We start from the raw sequence: 25,294 nt of genomic DNA, 5'->3' as shown, positions 1-25,294 counted from the left end.
TAGTCATGAAAGCGAATCATAAAGACCAGATATCTCGATTTGCTGTCCATTGTGGCAAAGCCAAAAGGGAAAATCCAGCGCTATTAACGGCTAATAGTTAAAGCCATACTTTTCAATCTAAAAATCGGCTGGCTATCTGCGGGCAGATTGTATATAATGCGCAAAATCTGTGCCTAAGCGAGCGGACATGATGCAAGTTACCTATTCACTATCTAGTGGGTTTTGTAGTTTCCATCAATAATGTCTTCTCGCTTTTTTGTGGAAAAATTTTGGGTTTAGGTGTTTTTTAGTATCCATTAATAGCAATTTTTGCGATACAAAAAGCCGCGTTCAATCCAAAATTTCATCATGAAAATCATGGCACTCACTAATAACAGCGGAGGCAACCCTTGAATTCATCGGCAGAAATACAAGCAATTTTGGCATTAGCAGACGGTACGATTTTTCGCGGTGTGAGTATCGGCAGTCTCGGTCATCGTGTCGGTGAGGTGGTGTTTAATACAGCCATGACAGGGTACCAAGAAATCCTAACCGACCCAAGTTATGCGCGCCAGCTGGTCACCCTAACCTATCCGCACATCGGCAATACTGGTACCAATAGCGAGGACACTGAGTCTGGCAATGGTCATCAAGTATGGGCCGACGGTCTTATCATCCGTGATGCAACGATGGTTACCTCAAACTTCCGTAACTCAGAATCATTAAGCGACTATTTATCACGTAACGATACCGTTGCAATCGCTGAGATTGATACCCGTCAATTGACTCGTCTACTACGTGATAAAGGCGCACAAAATGGCTGTATTATGACCGCATCCAACGGCGACACAATTAGCCATGATGACGAGCAACAAGCCATCAAATTGGCACAAGAGTTTGCTGGTATCGAAGGCATGGACTTGGCAAAAGAATGCTGTACTAAAGAGACGTTCGAATGGACAGCAGGTACGTGGGATTTATCAGATACCTTACTTAACCGTGATGCCATTGGCAGCCATGATAGCGGTACTGGCGGCTTCTTTAAGCAACTCGGCACTCACATCGATTCTAAATACAATGTCGTCGCCTACGACTTCGGTAGCAAAACCAATATCCTGCGTATGCTGGTTGACCGCGGCTGTCATGTAACCGTCGTTCCTGCACAAACGCCTATCGCAGATGTGCTGGCGATGAACCCAGATGGTATCTTTTTATCAAACGGTCCTGGCGACCCTGCAGCCTGCGACTATGCTATCGATGCCGTGCGTCATATCATTGAAAAAACTGATGTGCCAACCTTTGGTATCTGCTTAGGTCATCAGCTGATTGGTCTAGCTAGCGGCGCAAACACCATTAAAATGAAAACCGGTCATCACGGCGCCAACCATCCAGTTCAAGACTTAGCAGCTGGCACAGTTATGATTACCAGTCAGAACCATGGTTTTGCGGTTGATGAAGACACGCTGCCTGATAACGTTAAATCTACCCATCGCTCATTATTTGACGGCACCAACCAAGGTATCGAGCTGACCAACAAGCCAGTCTTTAGCTTCCAAGGTCATCCAGAAGCCAGCCCAGGTCCGCATGACTGCGCGCCACTGTTTGATAAGTTTGCAGATATGATGGCAAAGGCTAAAGCTTAAGCAGTTAATCAGCTTTTAAGTATCAGTCATTAGCACACAGTAAGTATTCGTTATACAGCTTAGATCACGCATGATGGTTTAAGCTGAGCCACGCAAAATATCGTTTTATTAAAGTGTTGCTTTATTAAAATATAGCACTGTTCAAATACGATTTTAGCCGAATATAAATCAATTAAAATATCATACTAACGAAGGTAGCCCTAACTATGCCAAAACGTATCGACATAAAAAGCATTCTTATCATAGGCGCAGGTCCTATCGTCATCGGTCAAGCATGTGAGTTTGATTATTCGGGTGCACAGGCCTGTAAAGCGCTAAAAGAAGAAGGCTACCGCGTCATCTTGGTCAACTCAAACCCTGCAACTATCATGACTGACCCTACCATGGCGGACGCGACTTATATTGAGCCGATCACATGGCAGACGGTTGAACAAATCATTGCCAAAGAACGCCCTGACGCAATCTTGCCAACCATGGGTGGTCAGACGGCGCTAAACTGTGCATTAGAATTAGACAAGCATGGCGTCTTGACCAAGTATAACTGCGAATTGATTGGCGCGACCAAAGACTCAATCGAGATGGCAGAAGATCGCAACTTATTTGATAAAGCCATGAAGCGTATCGGCCTTGAATGCCCGCGCGCTGAAACCGCTGAGACCATGGAAGAAGCATTTGCGACCCAAGAAAAAATGGGCTATCCGTGTATCATTCGTCCCTCGTTCACCATGGGCGGCTCAGGCGGCGGTATCGCATACAATCGCGATGAATTTATCGAGATTTGCGAGCGCGGTTTTGATTTATCACCAAACCATCAATTGCTTATCGATGAATCTTTAATCGGTTGGAAAGAATATGAGATGGAAGTGGTTCGTGACAAAAACGACAACTGTATCATCATCTGTGCGATTGAGAACTTTGACCCAATGGGTGTGCACACTGGCGATTCAATCACAGTCGCACCAGCACAGACTTTGACCGACAAAGAATACCAAATCATGCGTAATGCCTCATTGGCAGTACTGCGTGAAATCGGCGTTGAAACAGGCGGCTCAAACGTGCAGTTCGGTATTAACCCTGATACTGGTCGTATGGTCGTCATCGAGATGAATCCACGTGTGTCACGCTCATCAGCATTGGCGTCAAAAGCCACTGGTTTCCCGATTGCTAAAATCGCGGCAAAACTGGCAATTGGTTACACGCTAGATGAATTGCAAAATGACATTACAGGTGGCAAAACGCCAGCCAGCTTTGAGCCGGCGCTTGATTATGTTGTGACGAAAATTCCACGTTTTAACTTTGAAAAATTCCCGCAAGCCGATAGTGTGTTATCAACCCAAATGAAATCGGTTGGCGAAGTCATGGCGATTGGTCGTAACTTCCAAGAGTCGATGCAAAAAGCATTACGTGGTATGGAAACTGGCAATGATGGTTTTGATGAGCAAATTGACTTATCGAAAGTTAGCATTGAAAAGGCACGTAGCGAAATCACCAATCGCTTAACCATTCCAACGCCTGAACGTATTTATTATATTGCGGATGCTTTCCGTATCGGTATGAGCGTCGATGAAGTATTTAACCTAACCAAAATCGACCCATGGTTCTTGGTACAAATCGAAGATATCGTGAAAACTGAAGCAACGGTGAAAGCATTGGGTTTTGGTGGTTTAACTGAGAAGAACTTACGCAGCTTTAAACGTAAAGGTTTATCAGATTTGCGTTTAGCAAAACTCCTTGGTGTCTCACAAAAGCAACTACGTAAAAAACGTTGGGACTTAAACGTCTATCCAGTCTATAAGCGCGTCGATACCTGTGCCGCAGAATTTGCCACCAGTACCGCCTATATGTACTCAACCTACGATAGCGAATGTGAAGCCAACCCAACGAATAACAAGAAAATCATGGTTATCGGTGGCGGTCCTAACCGTATCGGTCAAGGTATCGAGTTTGACTATTGCTGTGTACACGCCGCCCTTGCGATGCGCGAAGACGGCTACGAGACCATCATGGTCAACTGTAACCCTGAAACGGTTTCAACCGATTATGACACCTCTGATCGTCTATACTTTGAGCCAATCACGTTAGAGGACGTACTAGAAATCGTCCGTATCGAAAACCTGATGGTGTGATTGTACAGTTTGGTGGTCAAACGCCATTGAAACTGGCTCGCTCTCTTGAAGCCGCTGGTGTAAAAATCATTGGTACTAGCCTGATGCGATTGACCGTGCTGAAGACCGCGAACGCTTCCAGCATATGATTCAGCAATTGAACCTTGTCCAACCAACCAATGCCTTAGCGACCAGCTTAGAAGATGGCTTGGTTAAAGCAAAAGACGTTGGTTATCCACTAGTCGTACGCCCATCATATGTCCTTGGTGGCCGCGCGATGGAAATCGTCTATAACGAAGATGAGCTAAGACACTACTTGCGTACGGCGGTTCAAGCATCGAACGAAGCGCCCGTCCTACTAGATCGCTTCTTAGACGATGCAATCGAAGTCGATGTCGATTGTGTTAGCGACGGTACAGACGTCGTGATTGGCGGTATCATGCAGCATATCGAACAAGCTGGCGTGCACTCTGGTGACTCAGCCTGTTCATTGCCACCTTACTCATTGTCTGATGAGCTGTGCGATGTGATGCGCGCGCAAACGGTCGCCATGGCAAAAGAGCTTGGTGTTGTCGGCTTAATGAACGTACAGTTTGCCGTAAAAGGTGAAACGATTTATATCTTAGAAGTGAACCTCGTGCTGCCCGTACCGTGCCGTTTGTCTCTAAATGTATCGGTACTTCTTTAGCGCAAATCGCGGCGCGCTGTATGGCTGGCACCTCATTGAAAGACCAAGGCTTTACCACTGAAATCGTTCCAGCATTTTTCGCGGTCAAAGAAGCGGTATTCCCGTTTGCGAAGTTCCCTGGCGTTGACCCAATCTTGAGCTGAGATGAAATCAACGGGCGAAGTGATGGGCGTTGGTAAAACCTTTGGCGAAGCATTTTATAAAGCCATTATCGGTAGTAATGAGCGTCTGCCAGTCTACCGACCGAAGGCGAAACCAAAACTGTCTTTATCTCAGTACGTGATAGTGACAAAGCACAAATCGCCCCTATCGCTCGCCAGCTTGTTGACTTTGGTTTTAACATTGTATCAACCACTGGTACGCAAAAAATATTGAGCGATGCCGGTATTGAGTGCAAGCAAATCAATAAAGTTACCGAAGGTCGCCCGCACATCGTCGATGCCTTGAAAAATGGTAAAATCGACCTTATTATCAATACCACTGAAGGCAAACAAGCACAAGAGGATTCATTCTCTATCCGCCGTAGCGCCCTGCAAGGTAAAGTGTTTTATGTGACGACTTTAGGGGCGGCAGACGCGGTTTGTAAATCTTATGCCATTGACCTACCGTTTGAGGTCTATAAGCTACAAGATTTGCACGAACAAGCAAAGACTATTGCTTAGCTCTATTGACTTAGCAGCATAATTTCAGTAGATTAAGCATAACGGCAACGCTTGTTTAACAGCGAATGCAAAACTTGTTATCGATTTTCATATAACAATAGGGCTTTAAAAAAACGTACGGCTTAAAAAAGCAGTACTTTAAAAAAATAAAGTTTTAAAAAGATAGACCTAAAAAGCATAGTGGCTAAACTGCGACTATGCTTTTTATTACGTAAGGTTAAAGTGCCTTGTTTGTCAGTGTATCCATGCTCACAGATAAGCGCGTGTTTAGTTGTTACGCAGTCTAAACCTCATTCTTTTTATATCTTCACATACTCATTGCAACAACACTGACACCATCTCACTATTCACTAAGAGTAGGAGATGGTGTGGTGTTATTGGTTTAAGGAAAAAACATGCAACGTTATCCCATGACTCCGCAAGGACATGCGGCTCTAGAAGCCGAATTAAAACAGTTAAAAAGTATCGACCGTCCACGCATCACTGCTTCTATCGCTGAAGCCCGTGAACATGGCGATTTGAAAGAAAATGCTGAATATCATGCTGCTCGCGAACAGCAAGGTTTTTGTGAAGCGCGTATCCGCGATATCGAAGCCAAACTTGGCGGCGCGCAAGTGATTGATCCTGCAACATTGCCAAAAGATGGTCGTGTGATATTCGGCGTGAGCGTCGTTATCGAAAACATGGACACCGGAGAAGAAAAACAATACAAAATCGTTGGTGATGACGAAGCAGACTTTAAAGCGGGTAAAATCTCAGTCAATTCACCGATCGCACGTGGTTTGATTGGTAAGTCTGAAGGCGATGAAGCGCGTATTGAAACGCCAAAAGGCGTGGTCGAATACGAAATCATGAAAGTGATTTACGATTAATTTTTCTTATTTGAGAAATATCTGAATAGAAAGCCTTTGATAGCAATTCTTTGATAAATAAAAAGCTTTTGATGACAGCAGTACTTTAGCGCGAATCAGCTGGAAATTTACTTAGCCAATGAGCGTAGAAAGTAGTACATAACCTCATTATGAATAGAGCAGAAGTTACACAACGCTGCTTTTTTAGTCTGTTTGTTTTAGCGCATAATTGCTCGAGTATAGATGCTGAGCCTTGTGCTGATTACAAGTGTTTCATGATAAGCATTAGACATCAGTGCTTAACAACTGACTAAAATAATGATGGAGAGATAGCGAACGTTGGCTATCATTAGTATCTTTACCCTCGTTATTTGACATGGTTTACATGCTCATTTGACGGGGGTTTTTCTTTTCTAAGCGTTATTTTTTACGCTTTGCTTTCTGCTACTACATTAGCGGCTTTATTTACTGTTATTTTAAAGGAATCTATTATGACCATACACATCGATATGCTAGCGTTACTGACTATAAATAAGAAGGCGTTTACCCAGCACAGCCTCGTCAAAAAAAGCGTGATAAGCACTGCTGTTCCAACAATCTTAGCAGGCGCTTTATTGACGGTATCTACCGCACATGCTGCGCCTGAGATTGCCATCACTTCTTCTGCTGGTAGTAGCACTACCGTCATTGAGCAGTATTCTGACGGTAAAACCGCGACCATTACAGCGACACCACACGGCATCACTATGCAAGACGGCATGCCTTATGCTGTGACTCAAGTAACTAACGTTCCACGCTATACGGTTCGCCAAGTCGCCAGTAATAGTGCGAACAATACGGTCGTCACCCAACGCAGCACCACGGTTACGAGCGTACCCGTGACCAACCAAGTCACCAATCAAACAAGCAAAGTTGATGTCATAGCCGTGCCGACGACTAGCGTGACACAAGTATTGCCTGTGACGACGGCTACCCAATTGCCAGTCATCAATACACCAACGACAACCGTAGTGACGAACCAACCTGCAACGACGCAAATAGTATCTACGTCTTTAGATGCTCTGCAACTGACCCCGACCTTTAGTACGCCTGACGTGGTGAATGCACAAACCAAAGTGATGAAAATATTAAAAAACAAAGATGGTCGCGAAGTGGCTGTACCTGCGAACCATATCGCACCTGGCGACATCATCGAATACCACACCACTTATACCAATACCACGGCACAACCCATCACTGACATCAATGCCATGGTGTCACTGCCAAATGGCGTGCAATTGGTATCATTGAATAGCCCACTACCAACGCTTGCGACAACAGGCGGCGACAGTTATCAGACTATCCAACAAGTGGGCAATACTGTAGTCATCACGGAAAATTACTCTGGACTCAAATGGAACTTGGTTGACCTTCCTGCTAATGCACCGCAAACGGTTGTTATACGTGCGAAAGTTCAGTGAAAATTAGATTTTAAAGTTTAGATTTGAAAGTATTGTTATTTAATTAATCTTAAAATTAATAAAAGGTCTTGCCGGCTAATTTCCTAGTCAGCAAGACCTTTTTGATGAGTGTACCTTATTCCTTAACAACCAACCTTTTGCTATAGTGCTATTAACTCAAAACAAATATCCGGTCATTATTTCCATGTATAAATTTACTCCTCTCTATTCATTGGCTTTTATCACTTATGGCTGTATTTTGAGTTCTATATCTTGGGCTGAAGCTGCGAACCAGAATTTGACGCTAGCTTTTATATGTCAAAAATTTGTACTGCCTATATGAGTAAAGACGGTCATGAATATTGCGATGATGGTTATATCCTTAAAAGCAAAACGTTAAATAATGGCGAAGTAATAGAAACTGTGCTTATGGATGACATGGGTAGCTACGGCTGGAACCATACTTCGCTCAAAAAAATCGATAAAGATACTTATCATGTCTATATCGGCTGTGGTAGTCCGTGCGGCACTAATATACTATTTGGTCGTGGCGGCAAGGAGCAATACTTTGGCCGTTATTTCACCTTTGACCTAAACAGTCGGTGTAGCGTTGGATATAATAATGATAAACAATTATGGACGGCTAGCCGATTTTTTCAGATAAAGAAATCGATTTTCCTTCAACCTATGACCCTGACGCTTTTGCAGCTTACCCCAAGTACAACGTCGAGTTTGATAAAAAAGGAGGTCTCATTGTCAAAGAATACTTCTCAGAAGAAGTGGTTCAAACCTTGCCTAATCCCTGCTCTCATAATTAAAAAAATTTCATAAATAGCACGACAATAGTTGTCGCATGAAATAAATATTTCTTCAATAATTACAGTGACTTACAAGTCAATTTGCTAAAATAATAGCCAATAAATGAATTGGTAATCTTATGGCCACCATCAATTATGAACGACTACAAGGCAAGCTCAATATTTTAGCGGATGCTGCTAAATATGATGTTTCTTGCTCATCCTCCGCTGGTACGCGCAAAAACCAAGGCGGTGGTCTGGGCGATGCTTCTGCAACTGGTATTTGTCACAGCTACACTGAAGATGGTCGCTGCGTCAGCTTGTTAAAAATCCTCTTAACCAATCACTGTATTTACGACTGTGCTTATTGTACGTCGCGCAAAAGCAATGACACCCCACGCGCTGCTTTTAGCGTCGAGGAAGTCGTTGATTTAACCATGCAGTTTTATCGTCGTAACTATATCGAAGGGCTGTTTCTGAGCTCAGGTATCTTTAAAAGTGGCGATTATACGATGGAGCGACTGGTTGAGGTCGCTAAGATATTGCGGACACGTGAACGCTTTAATGGCTATATCCATTTAAAGACCATTCCGGGTGCATCAAAAGAACTGCTATTAGAAGCGGGATTATATGCTGACCGCTTAAGCGTTAATATCGAGATTCCGACCAAATCAGTCTAGCACTGCTCGCCCCAGAAAAATCACATGATGAATTAAAAGCACCGATGGAAACGGTTAAAACTGAAATTATTACGATCAAAGAGAGCCGGAAAACCCATAAGAAAGCACCAAAATTTGTGCCAGCAGGTCAAACCAGTCAGATGATTGTTGGCGCGAGTAACGAGACTGACTTGCAAGTGATTCAGCTATCGAGTCATTTTTATAAACAGTACGATCTTAAGCGTGTCTACTACTCTGGCTATGTGCCGATGTTGTCCGACAGTCGCCTGCCAGCCATTGGAACGCCAGTGCCAATGATACGTGAAAACCGTCTGTATCAAGCGGACTGGCTGATGCGTTTTTATGGTTTTGGCGCGCATGAAATCGTTGAACCTGACTCGCCATTTTTAGACTTAGACTGCGACCCAAAGCTTGCTTGGGCAATCCGACACCGTGAGCACTTCCCAGTTAATATTCAAACTGCAAGCTATGAGATGATTGTGCGTATCCCGGGCATTGGTACTAAGACGGCTAAAAAGATAGTAAAGGCGCGCAAGTTTAATCAGTTGACGCTTTATCATCTCAAAAAATGGGCGCGGCGGTCAATCGCGCCAAATACTTTATCGCAACTACCGGAAAAAACGAACATTTAGCGCATTTAACGCGTGATAACTTCCGGCAATATGTATTGGCACAGACGCAGACCAAGTATAAAGACCAGCGTAATGGGCAAATGGCTTTGTTTTAAATAGCACTGTTGTAATTAGCATTGTTTCAATAATTACTATTATAAATAGGAGTGTAGATGTCAAAACTGCTGCAAAGCCACGACTATACTGTCGATCACTTAACACCCAGCATTGTGCTTTATGAGCCAAGTTTTGAGGGTTGGCTGAGTGCGGTATTTTATGTCTATGGCAATAAATTGCAAAACGATGATTCTCTACAGTTAATCGCTCAAGACTGCTATGTACCTTCATTAATCGCACAAGCGACTAGCGTTACTACCGATGAAGACAATGCCGAACGCGTACTGATAAAGCTGAATAAGCTCTTAGGTCGTTCAGGCATGCGTAATATTCTTTGGGGATTTTTATCAGAAAAGCATAATATCGGTACGATTTTATTTCAAGTGGTCAAATATGCCATTGACTACCCTAGCCGCCATATTATGGAGGATTTGGGTAATCTCAATGTCTTAGAGCTGGTGCAAACTGTCAAATCGGTCGGTCGTGAGAAACATCGTATGGAAGCCTTTGTACGTTTTGAGCATACTACTGACGATATCTATTTTGCGCGAGTGGAGCCTGATTTTAATGTATTGCCTCTGATTGGCGAGCATTTTCGTCAGCGCTACCAAGACCAACACTGGGCTATTTATGATTTATCCCGTGCTATGGCATTTATTATGATAAAAGCCAAAGTACGCCTAAATGCCCCGCTGCCCTGCAAACCATCACTGATTTAGATGATACCGTGCTGCGCAATCCTGCCAGTATTCATAGCGAGGATGAGCAGCGCTATCAAAAATTTTGGCAAGGTTACTTTACCAACGTCAATATCAAAGAGCGTAAAAACCCACGTTTGCATAAGCAATACTTGCCGCAGCGCTATTGGAAATACTTAAGCGAAAAACAAGTACTGCCAAATGCTGAGCATTTACAGAAACGTCGTTAACGGCTTTTATCCTTCGATTCAAGCTTTATGCGTCTCTCTCTTAGAAACTCGACCATATAACCTTATCTTTTTATCTTGATGGTTGAGTTTTGGCGGCTTTTAACTGACAATAGCCACTTGTTATTATGAACTGGTCACCAATGCCATTATGAAAGTTATGCGCTTATTGTCGTCTTTAAAGCATGATGAATCCGAGCGCGGTATTTTTCATCTTGGGCGCGCATTGGTCAAAAATGGCCATACATCTATCATCGTCTCTAGCGCCGATGAAGATAATGATCTGGTCAAACGCCTAAAGCGTGATGGCAATAATTATCATCAGCTACACATGAATAAAAAGTCTTGGCTGTCGTTACTACAAGTCACGGCGCTGCGGCGTTTAATTGAAGAGTACGATCCTGACGTGATCCATGTGCACTCACGCACACCTGCATGGATACTGCATTTGGCATTGCGCCGCGCCCGTGTCAAGCGGATACCAAAGCTAGTGTCAACCATGTATGGTTTTTATCCGATCAATAAGTACTCTCAAGCCCTACTCGATGTCGATACCATCATTACCGTCTCCGATAGTGTGACCAATTATCTAAAAAAAGGCCTGCGCGAGAAGATGCAGACCCTAAAGTCATCAAACGCATCTACCGTGGTATCGATACGCGCCGCTATCCTTATCGTCATAATCCGTCTGTTTACTGGTTACGGCATACTTTTGCTGAATATCCTGAGCTTGAGCATAAAAAGTGGCTGGTATTTCCAACTATTATTGGCAACGAATATGGTCAGGAATGGCTGATTGATATTTTGGGCAACTTGCAAGAGCAGTTCCCTAACATCCATGTCATTATCATGGATGATGATTATAGAGATGGTGACGTCGCGCATGAAGATTTCCGCCAACGCACTAATACATTAGGGTTGGCTGATCGAATTACTTATGTAGGTAGCAAACGTAATGACATGCGTGAATGGCTCTCAGCCGCCAATATCGTGATGGCGCTTGCGAATGAGCCTGAATCAATCGGCATCAATGCCTTACAAGCGATTCATTTAGGTACGCCCGTTATTGGGTGGGATCAGGCCGCATTTAGTGAGATTTTACAACCGCTATATCCTCAAGGGCTGGTCAAAAAATACAATGCCAATGCGCTATGTAAAGCCGTGAGAAATCAATTAGAAAGCATCACACGCCCTGAAATGACCAATAAATTCACCATGCGTGAGATGATTGAAGAAACCCTCGCTGTCTATCAAGGTTTATACGACGACTCGCTCGCAGAGGAACAAGCTGCGAGCGATGCCGCTGCTGTTAAAAGAATTAAGAAGACGCTAAAAAAATCCTCTAAACCCACTAGTAAGAAGCCTGAGTCTGCTTATGTCGCGCTTGTACCAGCCGATAAACAAACTAAAGTAAAGCTTATCAAAGAAAAACCTAAAGCGATAAGTCCCTCAAATCCGCTTACTGACTCAGAAACGCTTCAAGATCATAAAGACCTGTAAGCCTACCACTTTATTACGTAGGCTAATATCTAACAGCTTGCTGGGGCGTGCTTTCACAATGACTCCTTTCGTGCCAAAAAAACGCGGCTTCTATTTGTAGAAGCAGCGCGGGAAATCACTATGATTATTTAAACATCAACTTAAGTGGTTATTAAAACGTTAATTTAGTAGGTCGTCGGGGTGTGCGCACTAACAATGCGAGTCACGCCATCAGTAGGATTGATAAAAGTATGCGGGCGAATGGTATCAATCACGTAGCTATCCCCTTGGTTTAATAAATACGTCGTCTCATCGATACGGATAAGAATCTTGCCTTCAATAACGGTGCCAATCTCTTCACCTTCGTGGGCAATTTTTTCTTCCGTTGAGCTGTTCGGTTGATACACCTCAATCAAAAAACCCAAATTCTTGGTAGTGCTACAGTTGTATACCTGTCTTAGTGACACTCTACTACTCGGTTCGCTCAGCTCCAACAAATCCTTCGGCGTTACCACGACTCTCGCCTTTGGTTCCTTCCATTCATCACTAAAAAACGTGGTCAAATCAGAACCCAATACCGCCAAAATTGCCTTTAGCGTATTCACTGCTGGACTGACTTTATTGCGCTCAATGGAGCTGATAGAAGTATTGGTTAATCCCGACAATTTCGCAAGCTTACGTTGCGAGTAGCCTTTTGCGAGGCGCAGCTGATTGATCTTTTTACCGATATCCTCTTCTGGCGACTCGTCATTTTCGGCTGACATCGCTTTCTCAGAGTCTGTCAGCTCATCTTCATCATCACCACTGATGTCGTCATCTGTATCGATATCAGCCGCTTTATCGCTGGCAACATCAGCGTCAATGCCGTTATTAATATCAATGTCAGTGCTGGCATTGTCTACATTGCCTTCAGTAGTGCTATTCAGTTTGGGGTTTGCTGGCATAGTGAATGAATTCCGTGAATAGAAATTTGGACAAGTCGTCTTGTGCATAATTTAACTCAGGATGCCATTGTACACCAATCATAAATGGATGTTGCAACAAGCTGATGGCTTCGACCAAACCATCAGGCGCTAGAGCCTCAACTGATAAACGCGCGCCTACTTCATTGATTGCTTGTTTATGTAGCGAGTTAACGTGCCATTTTTCACCAAAGGCGGCAAGCCTGCCATTTGGTTGAATAATCACGTCATGAACTGGCTGATACTGCACTTCAAGTGGCTGAGTATTGTCCTCTAAATGTGGCTCATAAAACCCCTCTACTTCCCTCCAATCAGGATGTAGCGTGCCACCAAAATGCACATTCATCTCTTGCAATCCTCGGCAAACCGCCAGTAATGGAGTGCCAGTCTTGTCTGCATAATCCAATAACTTAAAGCTCAGCTCATCACGACCCAAGTCTTGTTTCGCTTCGATATGCGTCGCGCCATAACGCGTTGGTGCCACGTTACTATAACTGCCCGTTAACAAAATCCCATCTGCGATATCCAGTAGCGCCTCAAAGTTTTCGCTATCGGCAGCAGTGTTTGGCAGCAGTATGGGATTGCCACCATAAAAATTCACGGCATCGATATATTTTTGATACACCGCTTGTGCTGGCTGCCCATCAACCATCTTATGACAAGAAACAATAGCAATAATAGGTCTAGAATTTTTCATACCGTCTTCCCTAGTTATAACAAATAGACCTCATCGTCTATATTGCTCAATCCTTTATTTAGCTGAAATTTAACACAGCACCTCATAAAATGTAAACTATAAATTTCAATATTACCGATATTAATAATAAAATTGGAAAAATGCATTAATTTAAGATAATTTTAAATAAAAATTGACAACTATATTTTTCACACCTATATTGGAAGTCATCAGCGAGACATTAGACAAGGGTTGACGTTTATATCTCGATGTTAAGGGCTAAGAACAGCGAAATCTAAAGAATTCATATTATTAATAAAATCGGTTTTGAGAAATATAAAGAGAAACCTAAAGAGACACATAGAAACTGCTTAAATAAGAGGTAATCAATCGCTGTTTTACCAAGCATTGGTTATAAATATCACTAAAAGACGATGCGCCAGCAGTATCCGTATTGACAATAATCCCAGTAATTCTAAAAATTCATAGGAAGAATAGACATGACGACAACCAATGGAATGGTCGAATCTGCAAACAACACAGAATACGTTTATGTTGCGGCAGGTGATATTAATGGCTTACTTCGTGGTAAGCGCATCCCTTTCAATCAAATGGAAAAAGCAGAAAACGGTGCGATACGATTGCCTTTATCTATCTTAGGCGTTGATATTTGGGGTGCTGATGTCATCGAGTCTTCTCAATGTAATGGCGATATAGATGCCATTGCCCGTCCTACTGGTCGTGCCGCCTATCCACTTCTCAATACCAGTGCGCCTTCATCGCTATTGCCCGTTTGGCTTTATACAGAAAATAACGAACCTTATTACGGTGATGCCAGACACGTTTTGGATTACATTAGCAAAAAATTCAAAGCGCTTGGTTTGACTCCAGTGATGGCCACTGAGCTGGAATTTTATTTGGTTGACTATACTGAAGCGAAACGCCAAAACCGCCTATCCGTCCCAAAAGCGGGCTAAGACTGAATAAAACCTCAATTTTAAGCATCAATGATCTATTACAATTCGATGAATTTTTAGACGAAGTTTATGCACAGTGCAAAAAGCTCGATATCCCAGCAGATGCCGCGTTGGCAGAGAATGGCTGTGGTCAGTTTGAGATTAATTTATTACACGTAGACGATCCACTAAAAGCCGCTGACGATGCTATTTTGTTCAAACAGGTCGTCAAGGCCGTCGCTGCTCGCCGTAAACTCACTGCGACATTCATGGCAAAACCTTTTGGTCTACAGTCGGGGAATGGTTTTCATGTGCATTGCAGCTTATTAGATAAAGACGGCAATAATGTCTTTGATGATGGGTCAGATGAAGGCTCAGATATCTTGCGCCATGCAGTCGCCGGATTGTTAAAGACCATGTCAGATTGCACGTTGTTATTTGCCCCACATGTGAATTCTTATCGCCGCTTTACACCCGGTACGCTAGCACCAAACAATGTGTCATGGGGTTATGAAAACCGCACGGCGGCAGTACGTATCCCTGGTGGTGACTCAAAAGCACGCCGTATCGAGCACCGTGTCTCTGGGGCAGATGCCAATCCTTATCTGGTCTGTAGTGCGGTACTGGCAGGTATGCTGTATGGCATCGAAAACAAGCTGGAAGCGCCAGAACCCATTAATAGCATTACTTACGACGAAGCAGAGCTTAAGACCTTGCCACTTGACTGGCTGTCCGCCATTCGCAAATTTGAAAGCAGTGATGTGATTGATTCGCTGTTCCCAAGCGAGATGATTGAGCTGTTGATCGCGGTCAAAAAGCAAGAAGCCAAACGCTTTGCTCAGCAAGTAACCAACCTTGAATACCTCACCTATTTACAGGATGTTTGATATGTCAAATAGCAACTCAAGTAGCAATTTAAACGGCAACACACCAACCAACCAAAACCTATCCTCGAATAATACGCGCAATATCCCGCATTATTCAGACAAAGGGCAATATCCTGATAGCTATTATGCAGCCAGCCGTAATCCTAAGCCGGATAGACCAACGCTAAAAAATGATATCCAAGTGGAAATATGTGTGGTTGGTGGCGGCTATAGCGGTTTATCCACTGCCCTGCATCTCATTGAAACGGATCATGAAGTCGTGGTACTGGAAGGCGCGCAAATTGGTTGGGGCGCATCAGGCGTAATGGTGGTCAAATCGTCAATGGTCTAAATGCCAGCCTACAAAAAATCAAAAAAGTCTTATGGTCAAGAAAATGCAAACTTCGTTGGTCAGCTTGTGACCCGTGGTGGCAAAATCATTCGGCGCTTTGTTAGAGACTACGATATCAGCTGTGATCTTAAAGAAAAAAATATCTTTGCGGCATTAAATAATGGGCAGCTAAAAGACTTGCAAGAAACGCATGCACTGTGGGAGAGCCATGGTATGCATGATCGAGAAATGCTCGATAAGCGCGGTATCCAAGAGCATATAAAATCAGATGCCTATGTGGGCGGAGTCATCGATCACTCCGGTGGACACTTTCATCCACTAAATCTTGCATTGGGTGAAGCATCTGCCATTCAGCAAGGCGGCGGCACCATTTATGAAAACACCTTAGTGGTTGATATTGAGTATGCTGACGATGCTATCAAAGTCATCACCGAGTTTGGCACCGTCACTTGTAAGCAGGCGGTGCTGTGCGGCAATGCCTATCTCAATAAAGTCATCCCTAAACTGACTGACCGTGTCATGCCCGTATCGACGCAAATTATCGCCACCGAGCCGCTGGGTGATTTAGCAGACCAGTTACTGCCAACCGATGTTTGTGTCGAAGATGTCCGCTACATTTTGGATTACTATCGCCTGTCAGCAGATAAGCGCATGTTATTTGGTGGCGGTACGGTCTACGGTGGTCAAGACCCCGCTGATATCACAGCTAAAATCCGACCAAATATGAATAGGATATTCCCAGAGCTACGTGACGTCAAAATCGACTATGCGTGGAGTGGTAACTTTGCGTTGTCTTTTTCCCGCGTACCACAAATGGGCAAACTACATGAGCGAGTATACTTCGCCCATGGCTATAGTGGTCATGGCGTGACAGGCTCGCATCTATTTGGACAAATATTAGCCGATGCCATCAATGGTAAAACCAAAGAGTTCGATGCTTTTGCACAAATTCCTTGGATTCCGTTCCCAGGTGGTCGAGCGCTGCGAGTCCCTTACTCTGTCATGGGCTCATGGTGGTACGCGCTAAAAGATACCACTGGCATGTAAACACATGAAAGCCTTGAATAATAAACATTGAATAAGGTGTTTTTATTTTAAAAGCGGTCGTTACAGTGACCTCTCATAGCAACGGATTGTTGTGATAGGGCGCGATAGACAGTTGATTCGCTACTGTCCTACTGTCTGTCGCGCGTCAACCATAGAATAGAGCTTGTTTAAAAAAACAATGAGGTTTTACAGGGAGCGTAAATATGAACATGAAGCTCAATGATGCTGTCGAAGGACAGTATCATAATAAGCGAGTATTTCTCACCGTCATAGTAGCCGTCGTCATCTATCTGGCTTTTGCTTGGCTATCTACCAGCCGTGCCCCAGACCAATCTTGGGGCGCCTTATCTTTACTACCAACCTTATTGGTATTAGTCACTGCTATTGTCTCTAGGCGACCATTCGAATCCATGATCGCAGGCTGTGTCGCTGGCCTCGTGATGCTCAATCCTTTTGATTTGGTCTCCCCTTTTGCAGACAACATGTCGATGGTGCTAGGGAATGAGACCATTATTTGGATTGTTCTCGTCTGCGGTCTGATGGGCGGTCTCATTCAGCTTCTTGAGATCAGTGGGTGTCTAGATGGCTTTAGTGAATGGCTACAAAAAATCATTAAGTCGCGCCGTCAGTCATTATTGGCCACTTTTGCTTTGGGCGTGGTGGTTTTCATTGATGATTATTTAAACTGTCTAGCCGTATCAACCTCCGTCAAAAAACTCACTGACGTCTATAACGTTTCTCGTGAGAAGCTTGCTTATATCGTCGATTCAACCGCCGCACCGATGTGTATTATCGTGCCTATTTCTACTTGGGCGGTCTATTTTGCCGGTCTTTTAGAAGAAAACGGCGTGGCTGGCGATGGTGAAGGTATTGGGCTTTATATCAGCGCGATTCCTTATATGGCGTATGCTTGGTTTGCACTTTTGATTGTATTCTTGGTCGCGTATGGCATTTTGGGTGACTGGGGTCCGATGAAAAAAGCCGAGGCACGCGCCAAAGCGGGTAATCCTGTTCCGGAAGCCTTTGTAGAAGAGCAACTGATCTCAAACGTCCAAGCCAAACGTAAGCTGTCGTTCAAAGCCAATATCGCAAACTTTGCTTTCCCAATGATTTTGTTAATTGTCTCGACGGTCTACTTCGAAATCGATCTCTTACGCGGTGCATTATTGACCTGTTTTGTGACCGTCGTTGTCTATTGGATGCAAGGCATTTTAAGTTTTGAGACGCAAGTTGAAGCCATCTTTAAAGGCTTTAAAGTCATGCTTTATCCGCTCTCAACCGTCATCGGCGGTTTTTTCTTAAAAGCCATCAACGATGAGCTTGGTATGACCTCATATGTGATTGAGGCTATCACGCCTTACATGACCATTATTATTTTCCCTGCCGTAATTTTTGCCGTCATGGCTTTCTTAACTTTTGCCACATCATCAAGCTGGGGGCTGTATGTCCTTGCCATGCCGATTGTCTTTCCAATCTCTATTGCACTAGGCGTTAGCACTCCCCTTATGATTGGCGCATTGTTATCAGCATCATCATTTGGTAGCCATGCTTGCTTCTTTAGTGATTCATCGCTACTTGCCGCGCAAGGTGCTGGCTGCTCCCCTATGCAGCATGCCTTTACCCAGTTCCCCTATGCCATGCTCGGTGCGGGTTTATCCGTCGTCACCTTCTTAGGATTGGGTTATATGATGCTTAAGCCAACCTTAACGCTATTATTGTAATCATTGACTAACGGGCAATGAGAGATTATTCGTTAGTCAATAAAAACAAGCCTTTTATATGGTACTCACTAATAAATACGATAAGGATTTAATCATGCGAAATGTTACCGTTGCTACGACTCAAATGGCATGTGGTTGGGATATACAACAAAATATTGCCACTGCGACTGAGTTGGTCACCAAAGCCGCCAACGCTGGTGCCAATATCATTTTGCTACAAGAGTTGTTTGAAACGCCTTACTTCTGCCAAGTTCATGACTTTGATTACTTTACCCTTGCGACCACAGTTGAGGATAATGCGGCCATCAATCACTTCAAACAGTTGGCTAAAGACTTAGAGGTAGTATTGCCGATTAGCTTTTATGAAAAATCAGGCAATACCTTTTTTAATAGCGTGACCGTGATTGATGCCGATGGCGAGATACTTGGCACTTATCGTAAAACGCATATACCAGATGGCATTCCTTATGCCGAAAAATTCTACTTTACCCCCGGCGATACTGGATTCAAGGTTTGGCAAACCAAGTATGCCAAAATCGGTGTCGGTATTTGCTGGGATCAATGGTTCCCTGAATGCGCTCGTAGCATGGCATTGATGGGCGCAGAAATACTGTTTTATCCGACTGCTATTGGTGATGAGCCAGCATTGGACATCGACTCAAAAGGTCATTGGCAACGCTGTATGCAGGGTCATGCTGCCGCTAATCTCATGCCAGTCGTAGCAGCCAATCGTATTGGCACTGAAACAATTACTCAAAACGGAAACGATAGCACCATGCAGTTCTATGGTGGCTCGTTTATCACGGATGGTCGCGGTGAGATCATCCAAGAAGCATCTAAAGATAAAGAAGAGATACTTAGTACGACTTTTGACTTAGATCAACTGGCTATCGAACGTCAGCAATGGGGCGTTTTCCGTGATCGTCGTCCATCGATGTATGGCACGTTGCTGACTCATGGATAAAGTTTGTTAACAAGCAAGCTCACTCGCGCTATCGTCAAATAAGGTGCTCTATATGTCATTATTACCGAACCGATTAATCACGGGCTCAACACCACAACAAGACGGCTTTTACATGCCAGCAGAATTTGAGCCGATACAAAAAATATGGATGGTGTGGCCTTACCGTGCTGATAACTGGCGACAGCAAGCCGCTCCTGCTCAGAAATCTTATGCTGATGTTGCACTGGCAATTAACAGATTTTGTGAAGTTGGCATACTGGTCAATCCTGATGATTATCAATCATGCCGTAATAGTCTACCTGCTGATATCGACGTCATATCCATGCCCAGCAATGATGCTTGGCACGTGATACTGTCCCGACATTTTTAATCAATGATAAAGGCGAGCTACGCGCTTGTGATTGGACATTCAATGCATGGGGCGGCGACTATGACGGACTATACTCGCCGTGGGATGACGATGATAAGCTGGCTGAACGCTTATGTGACCATCTAGATATCAAACGTTATCGAACGGATGACTTTGTCATGGAAGGCGGCGCGTTTCATGTCGATGGTGAAGGCACCGTTCTGACCACGCGCATGTGTCTACTAAGCCCAGGGCGTAACCCGCACTTAACCGAAGATCAAATTGAAGACAAGTTAAAAGCCTATCTCAATGTACAAAAAGTGCTGTGGATTGATGACGGTATCGATCCTGACGAAACCACTGGTCATATTGATGATATCGCCTGCTTTGCGCGCCCTGGTGAAGTGGTTTGCTTGTTTACTGACGACCCTAAGCATCCGTTTTATGAGGCAACGCAAAAGGCCTATGAGCAGCTCTCAAATATGACTGATGCAAAAGGCAGACGTTTAAAAGTCCATAAGCTTTGCTGTACCAAGCAAACTGTTACTTTACCTGAGAACTATGATATTGAGCAGTCTGATGATGCCAAGGCGCGTCATACTGGCGATGTTTGTATCGCTTCATATGCCAATTTTTTAATTTGTAATGAGGCTATCATCGTACCGCAATATGATGATGAAAATGATTCATTAGCCATCGAGCAGCTTGAAAAAGTATTTCCTCAGCATCAGGTAGTGGGAGTACGCACAAAGGAGATTGTCTTTGGCGGTGGTAATATTCACTGTATTACTCAGCAGCAGCCAAAATCATCAATTAAAAGCACGCGCATAAAAATATAGACCCAAATGGATTTTGAACCCAATAATATTTTAAAAAAGGACATAGCTATGAGCGATTATCAAGTTAATAACCCAGCCACTGGCGAAGTAGAAGCCACCTACCCTACGGCAACTGAGCAGGACATCCAGAACGCTATTGCACAAGCCGATACCGCTTATCAAGATTGGCGTCAGGTTTCATTGGATGAGCGCAGTGCCATACTTCATAAAATTGCCGATATCTATCTTGAACGTCAAGATGAGCTGGCTCGCATCGTTGCCAATGAGATGGGCAAGCCCGTTGCACAAGCAAAAGGTGAAATCGGTCTAGTTGCCGATATCTATCGCTACTATGCAGACAACGCTGAGCAGCTACTAGCACCTAGTACCATTGATGTTGATTCAGGGTCAGCTTCGGTAGAAAAACGTCCTGTGGGCGCTCTATTAGGTATCATGCCGTGGAACTACCCGCACTATCAAGTGGCACGTTTTGTCGCGCCAAACTTTATGGCGGGCAATACCGTTATTCTAAAGCATGCACCGCAATGTCCTAAGACTGCAGAAGCCATCGCTGATATCCTAAAAGATGCTGGCTTACCAGAGGGTGTTTATAACAATGTGTTTGCCACCAATGAGCAAGCAGCGACTATCATCGAAGACAACCGCGTACAAGGCGTTTCGCTAACAGGCTCTGAGCGAGCTGGGCAAGCAGTTGCTAAAATAGCAGGCGGCGCGCTGAAAAAAGTCGTGCTAGAGCTTGGCGGTTCAGATGCCTTTATCGTTGCAGCTGATGCTGATATCGAACAAGCTATAAAAGGGGCTATTTCTGGTCGTTTTGGCAATACAGGACAAGCATGTAATGCTGCCAAACGCCTTATCGTCGTCGAATCTGTTTATGATAAATTCGTTGAAGGGTTTACTAATGCCGTAAGCAATATGGCACTCGCTGATCCACTTGATGAAGGTACTTTCATTGGTCCAATGTCTTCAAAGGCAGCCGCAGTTAACTTGCAAGAACAGCTCGATAGCGCCATTCAAGCAGGCGCGACCGTATTGGTCGAAGGTGGCATGGTCAAAGACAAGCCGGGTGCGTGGTTTAAGCCTGCGGTATTGACAGATGTAACTGAGTCCATGAATGTTTATCGAGAGGAGTTATTTGGTCCTGTGGCGGTCGTCTACAAAGCTTGTGATATCGATCATGCCATCAAGATAGCTAATGATGTGCCTTTCGGACTTGGCGCTTCTATCCAAACGCAAGATGCTGCGCTAGCCGCTGAGATTGCTGACAAATTAGAAGTCGGTATGGTCACTATCAATGCGCCTTCTGGTAGCGAAGCCAATACCCCGTTTGGCGGCGTCAAACGCTCAGGATTTGGTCGCGAGCTTGGCACTCTTGGTATTACTGAGTTTTTAAACTATAAGTTGATTCGTGATAAGTCGTAATCGACAGAGTCATTTTTAGAACAATAAAAAGCCTAACATGGACTGTTAGGCTTTTTATTGAAAGTTGATGTTATTAAAAAATAACCCATCGGAAAAACTATTGCTTAGGCGGGTTGTCTTTTAACCACAACTGATTGACGATTTTTAATTCACGTAGTTCTTCTGCCATAATTGACTCGCTAATACCTGGATACTTCACCCTTGCATAGCCATATAACGCAATGCCTAAGACCGTCCAACCAAAGAAAATCCACCACTCGATAGGGGTTAGTGCGGATGGCATACCTGGCATATACAGCATGAGTATGCCAAAACTTAGCGCAATCGTGACCATACCAACGAGCTTACCTGCTGGTATTCTAAATGGGCGTACCATATCAGGCTCGCGGTAGCGAAGTACTAAGAATGAGATAGCGACACAGGTATAAGCAATAACGATACCAAAGCCACCAGCATCGACGATCCACACTAGCATTTTACGACCAAACAAGGGTGCTAGTGTCGCCAAGCCACCGATTAATAAAATGGCATTCGACGGCGTCTTATACTTTGGATGTAGCTTGCTTAAAAATGCGGGCAACATACGTGCTTTTGACATGGCATAAAGTAGGCGGCTACCACCAATCAAGAAGGCATTCCAACTTGATAAAATACCCAGTACACCGCCAATGACTAATAAAATACCTGCCCACTTGCCATGCCAAGCATTGGTCATCGCATCCGCAGTGGCGAGCGTTGAGTTTTCGGCTTGTAAGAGTGGCAAGGTCGTGCCAACACTCCAAGCGATACCCACGTACCACATTACCGCAACGACAATCGATAAAATCAAAAACTTACCAATATTAGGACGAGTCAGATCAATTTCTTCTGCCGCTTGCGGAATAACGTCAAAGCCGACAAACATAAACGGCACCATGACAATAACGGCCATCATACCGCCAATACCACCGATAAATGCAGGCGCTTGTACTGAGTTCGAGCCTTCAGGATTGAACATGACTGCGCCAATGAACAGCAACGTACCCACAAATAAGATGCCCAATACGGCCGTCTTTTGGAACCACGCACTGACTTCCATACCGCGGATATTTAGCCAAGTGACGATGACTGAGCCCAGCATCCCAACGCCCACCCAAGTGGCGTAAACATCCCAACCAGCGATGGTCCAGAGATATCCTTGATTATAATTGGGGATGAAATACTCTACGACTGTCGGCAAGGCAACCGCCTCAAACGCGACCACCGAAAAATACCCAAATAGAATACTCCATGAGCAGATAAAGGAGACATTTACCCCCAGTGCTCTATGCGTATAGGTATGCTCACCGCCCGTAATCGGCATCGATGCGGCAAGCTCGGCATACGTCACACCAATCAGTATCACTGCCAAACCGCCTATCAAGAACGCCAGCATTGCGCCCCACGTCCCCGCAGATAAAATCCAACCACCAGCCAAGACTACCCAGCCCCAACCAACCATAGCACCGAATGCTAAGGCGATAATATCTAGCGTCCCTAACGATTTCTTTAATTCAGACATAACCTGCTCCTTGTCTGTGTATCATCCGTGTTAACCCTTGACGGTCACACTATCTTTTGTTTAGTGGGATAGTACCCATCATAATTATCATATATACCTTTTGATCGAAGCTGTTCGGCACTACTTGTTTCATATTCAAATAGTACAAACAGCAACGGCGTCTTGACTTGCAAGGCGCCGTTGTAAAAAATGTACTCAAAGCGAGTGCCATATGGGCAATCTTGCTGTGCTATTAAAAATAGCCTTCTAACCAAGATCGAGGCTTGATTAAAAGTGATGTATTTCACTATAAATAAATACTGAATACTTATTAAGCAGTTAGGATACCTTTGATAATATCTAGACCTTCTTGGAGCACTTCATCTTCAACCGTCAATGGCACCATCACGCGAATGGCATTGCCATACATACCGCAAGACGCTAATAATAAACCTTTCTCAAATGATTTTGCTTTTAGGTTAGTCGTCGCTTCCACATCAGGCTTGCCATCACTATCGATTAATTCAAACGCGAGCATCGCGCCTTTATGGCGAATATGACCGATACTGCTTAAGTTTAAGCCCTTTAAGAAAGCTTCGATTTTGTCGCCAATCTCAATACTGCGCTCAAGTAGGTTTTCCTCTTCGATGACTTCCATGACAGCGAGTGCAGCCACACAAGCCAGTGGATTACCAGAGTATGTACCGCCCAAACCGCCGACTTGCGGCGCATCCATGATATCAGCGCGACCGATAACGGCAGAGATAGGATAACCACCCGCCAAGCTCTTGGCACTGGTCATTAAGTCAGGCTCAACGCCCAACTGCTCGGTGGCAAACAACGTACCCGTACGGGCAAAACCACACTGCACTTCATCAAAAATTAAGACAATGCCATGCTCGTCACAGATATCGCGTAGAGATTTGGCAAATGATGGGGTGACTTGATGAAAACCACCCTCGCCTTGTACTGCTCGATAATCATCGCCGCCACTTCGCTAGGATCAATATCCGCTTGAAAAATCATCTCAAGGCTATGCAGCGCTTGTGCTTCTGTGACATTCAACTCTTCAGCTGGGAATAGCGCATGGAATACAGGGCCTGGCATTGGACCAAAATTCTTTTTGTACGGCAGCACTTTACCTGTCAAACTCATGCACATTAAAGTACGACCGTGCCAACCACCAACGAAAGAGATGATACCTGGGCGACCAGTTTTCGCACGAGCAATCTTGATACAGTTTTCGACGGCTTCTGCACCAGTCGTTAAAAAGAAGGCTTTTTTCTCACCGCTGATAGGGGCTTTTTCACAAAGTTTTTCAGCAAGATCGACATAGCATTCGTAGTTGATCATTTGCGCCGCAGTATGGGTAAACTTGTCAAGTTGCTCATGCACGCGCTGGGTGATTTTTGGATGGCTGTGTCCCGTATTCAGTACTGAGATACCACCAACGAAGTCAATATAACGATTGCCTTCAACATCCCAAACTTCTGAGTTTTTTGCTTTTTCTGCAAAGATGGGATAGGCAACGCCAAGTCCTGTTGGTAACACAGCTTTACGGCGCTCAAGTAGTGATTTATTGGTAGTCGTCATGGGAATATCCTTTTCTTTATTTTTAACATAAGTGCCAATGATTGAATGGCGG

General features: G+C 44.3%; 12 protein-coding genes and 7 pseudogenes. 15 read left to right on the top strand and 4 right to left on the bottom strand.

Annotated elements, in window-relative coordinates; all coding sequences use genetic code 11:
- The first annotated feature begins 389 nt into the window (after window positions 1–389).
- From carA to TT12_RS01140, 8 genes and pseudogenes are all read left to right on the top strand, one after another.
- The gene (carA, locus tag TT12_RS01175) at window positions 390–1,622 is read left to right on the top strand and encodes a glutamine-hydrolyzing carbamoyl-phosphate synthase small subunit (protein ID WP_045451419.1); all 1,233 of its coding nucleotides are present in this window, start codon (window positions 390–392) and stop codon (window positions 1,620–1,622) included.
- A gap of 206 nt (window positions 1,623–1,828) precedes the next feature.
- Window positions 1,829–5,077 (top strand): annotated as a pseudogene (gene carB / locus TT12_RS01170) (carbamoyl-phosphate synthase large subunit).
- A 395-nt stretch (window positions 5,078–5,472) separates the two neighbouring features.
- A complete protein-coding gene (greA, locus tag TT12_RS01165) occupies window positions 5,473–5,949 on the top strand; it encodes a transcription elongation factor GreA (protein WP_045445504.1) in 477 nt (158 codons plus the stop codon).
- Between the two features lie 470 nt (window positions 5,950–6,419).
- The gene (locus TT12_RS01160; protein WP_227678857.1) at window positions 6,420–7,388 is read left to right on the top strand and encodes a hypothetical protein; all 969 of its coding nucleotides are present in this window, start codon (window positions 6,420–6,422) and stop codon (window positions 7,386–7,388) included.
- A gap of 318 nt (window positions 7,389–7,706) precedes the next feature.
- A complete protein-coding gene (locus tag TT12_RS01155) occupies window positions 7,707–8,198 on the top strand; it encodes a hypothetical protein (RefSeq protein WP_207803944.1) in 492 nt (163 codons plus the stop codon).
- A 106-nt stretch (window positions 8,199–8,304) separates the two neighbouring features.
- Window positions 8,305–9,571 (top strand): annotated as a pseudogene (locus tag TT12_RS01150) (putative DNA modification/repair radical SAM protein).
- Window positions 9,572–9,628: 57 nt separating this feature from the next.
- A pseudogene (locus TT12_RS01145) lies at window positions 9,629–10,500 on the top strand (TIGR03915 family putative DNA repair protein).
- 148 nt (window positions 10,501–10,648) lie between these two features.
- Window positions 10,649–11,997, top strand: a pseudogene (locus tag TT12_RS01140) (glycosyltransferase).
- Between the two features lie 164 nt (window positions 11,998–12,161).
- Here TT12_RS01140 and TT12_RS01135 read toward each other — a convergent pair.
- Together TT12_RS01135 and TT12_RS01130 are read right to left on the bottom strand one after the other, a co-directional pair.
- The gene (locus TT12_RS01135; protein WP_201604961.1) at window positions 12,162–12,920 is read right to left on the bottom strand and encodes a cupin domain-containing protein; all 759 of its coding nucleotides are present in this window, start codon (window positions 12,918–12,920) and stop codon (window positions 12,162–12,164) included.
- Window positions 12,895–13,635, bottom strand: a complete 741-nt coding sequence (locus tag TT12_RS01130; protein WP_045451415.1) for a gamma-glutamyl-gamma-aminobutyrate hydrolase family protein — start codon at window positions 13,633–13,635, stop codon at window positions 12,895–12,897. The genes TT12_RS01135 and TT12_RS01130 overlap by 26 nt, the downstream gene beginning before the upstream one ends.
- 479 nt (window positions 13,636–14,114) lie before the next feature.
- Here TT12_RS01130 and TT12_RS16010 point away from each other — a divergent pair, with 479 nt between their 5' ends.
- The 7 genes and pseudogenes from TT12_RS16010 (at window position 14,115) to TT12_RS01100 (ending at window position 22,130) form a co-directional block, all read left to right on the top strand.
- On the top strand, window positions 14,115–14,591 hold the full coding sequence (locus TT12_RS16010; RefSeq protein WP_243443203.1) for a type I glutamate--ammonia ligase: 477 nt from the start codon (window positions 14,115–14,117) through the stop codon (window positions 14,589–14,591).
- On the top strand, window positions 14,570–15,457 hold the full coding sequence (locus tag TT12_RS16005) for a glutamine synthetase family protein (RefSeq protein WP_306304312.1): 888 nt from the start codon (window positions 14,570–14,572) through the stop codon (window positions 15,455–15,457). The genes TT12_RS16010 and TT12_RS16005 overlap by 22 nt, the downstream gene beginning before the upstream one ends.
- Window positions 15,450–16,835, top strand: a pseudogene (locus TT12_RS01120) (NAD(P)/FAD-dependent oxidoreductase). Before TT12_RS16005 ends, TT12_RS01120 begins: the two are co-directional and overlap by 8 nt.
- Window positions 16,836–17,038: 203 nt before the next feature.
- A complete protein-coding gene (locus tag TT12_RS01115; RefSeq protein WP_045451414.1) occupies window positions 17,039–18,556 on the top strand; it encodes a Na+/H+ antiporter NhaC family protein in 1,518 nt (505 codons plus the stop codon).
- Window positions 18,557–18,650: 94 nt separating this feature from the next.
- The gene (aguB, locus tag TT12_RS01110; protein WP_045451413.1) at window positions 18,651–19,520 is read left to right on the top strand and encodes an N-carbamoylputrescine amidase; all 870 of its coding nucleotides are present in this window, start codon (window positions 18,651–18,653) and stop codon (window positions 19,518–19,520) included.
- 52 nt (window positions 19,521–19,572) lie between these two features.
- Window positions 19,573–20,708, top strand: a pseudogene (aguA, locus tag TT12_RS01105) (agmatine deiminase).
- Window positions 20,709–20,756: 48 nt separating this feature from the next.
- On the top strand, window positions 20,757–22,130 hold the full coding sequence (locus TT12_RS01100) for an NAD-dependent succinate-semialdehyde dehydrogenase (protein WP_045451412.1): 1,374 nt from the start codon (window positions 20,757–20,759) through the stop codon (window positions 22,128–22,130).
- Between the two features lie 97 nt (window positions 22,131–22,227).
- Here the strand turns inward: TT12_RS01100 and TT12_RS01095 are convergent, their stop codons facing one another.
- Both TT12_RS01095 and gabT read right to left on the bottom strand, forming a co-directional pair.
- Window positions 22,228–23,670, bottom strand: coding sequence for an APC family permease (locus TT12_RS01095; RefSeq protein ID WP_045445480.1), 1,443 nt, complete (start codon window positions 23,668–23,670; stop codon window positions 22,228–22,230).
- A 310-nt stretch (window positions 23,671–23,980) separates the two neighbouring features.
- A pseudogene (gene gabT, locus TT12_RS01090) lies at window positions 23,981–25,242 on the bottom strand (4-aminobutyrate--2-oxoglutarate transaminase).
- Window positions 25,243–25,294 lie beyond the last annotated feature (52 nt).

Origin of the sequence: Psychrobacter sp. JCM 18903, assembly GCF_000586475.1 — a bacterium.
Classification (GTDB): Bacteria; Pseudomonadota; Gammaproteobacteria; order Pseudomonadales; family Moraxellaceae; genus Psychrobacter.
The sequence above is the reverse complement of the archived record's forward strand: the minus strand, read 5'-3'. Positions and strand labels throughout refer to the sequence as shown.

Excerpts from the sequence above, each read along its gene's own strand:
- greA (WP_045445504.1), top strand. The coding sequence starts at position 5,473 with ATGCAACGTTATCCCATGACTCCGCAAGGACATGCGGCTCTAGAAGCC.
- TT12_RS01160 (WP_227678857.1), top strand. The coding sequence starts at position 6,420 with ATGACCATACACATCGATATGCTAGCGTTACTGACTATAAATAAGAAG.
- TT12_RS01155 (WP_207803944.1), top strand. The coding sequence starts at position 7,707 with ATGAGTAAAGACGGTCATGAATATTGCGATGATGGTTATATCCTTAAA.
- TT12_RS01135 (WP_201604961.1), bottom strand. The coding sequence starts at position 12,920 with ATGCCAGCAAACCCCAAACTGAATAGCACTACTGAAGGCAATGTAGAC.
- TT12_RS01130 (WP_045451415.1), bottom strand. The coding sequence starts at position 13,635 with ATGAAAAATTCTAGACCTATTATTGCTATTGTTTCTTGTCATAAGATG.
- TT12_RS16010 (WP_243443203.1), top strand. The coding sequence starts at position 14,115 with ATGACGACAACCAATGGAATGGTCGAATCTGCAAACAACACAGAATAC.
- TT12_RS01115 (WP_045451414.1), top strand. The coding sequence starts at position 17,039 with ATGAACATGAAGCTCAATGATGCTGTCGAAGGACAGTATCATAATAAG.
- aguB (WP_045451413.1), top strand. The coding sequence starts at position 18,651 with ATGCGAAATGTTACCGTTGCTACGACTCAAATGGCATGTGGTTGGGAT.
- TT12_RS01100 (WP_045451412.1), top strand. The coding sequence starts at position 20,757 with ATGAGCGATTATCAAGTTAATAACCCAGCCACTGGCGAAGTAGAAGCC.
- TT12_RS01095 (WP_045445480.1), bottom strand. The coding sequence starts at position 23,670 with ATGTCTGAATTAAAGAAATCGTTAGGGACGCTAGATATTATCGCCTTA.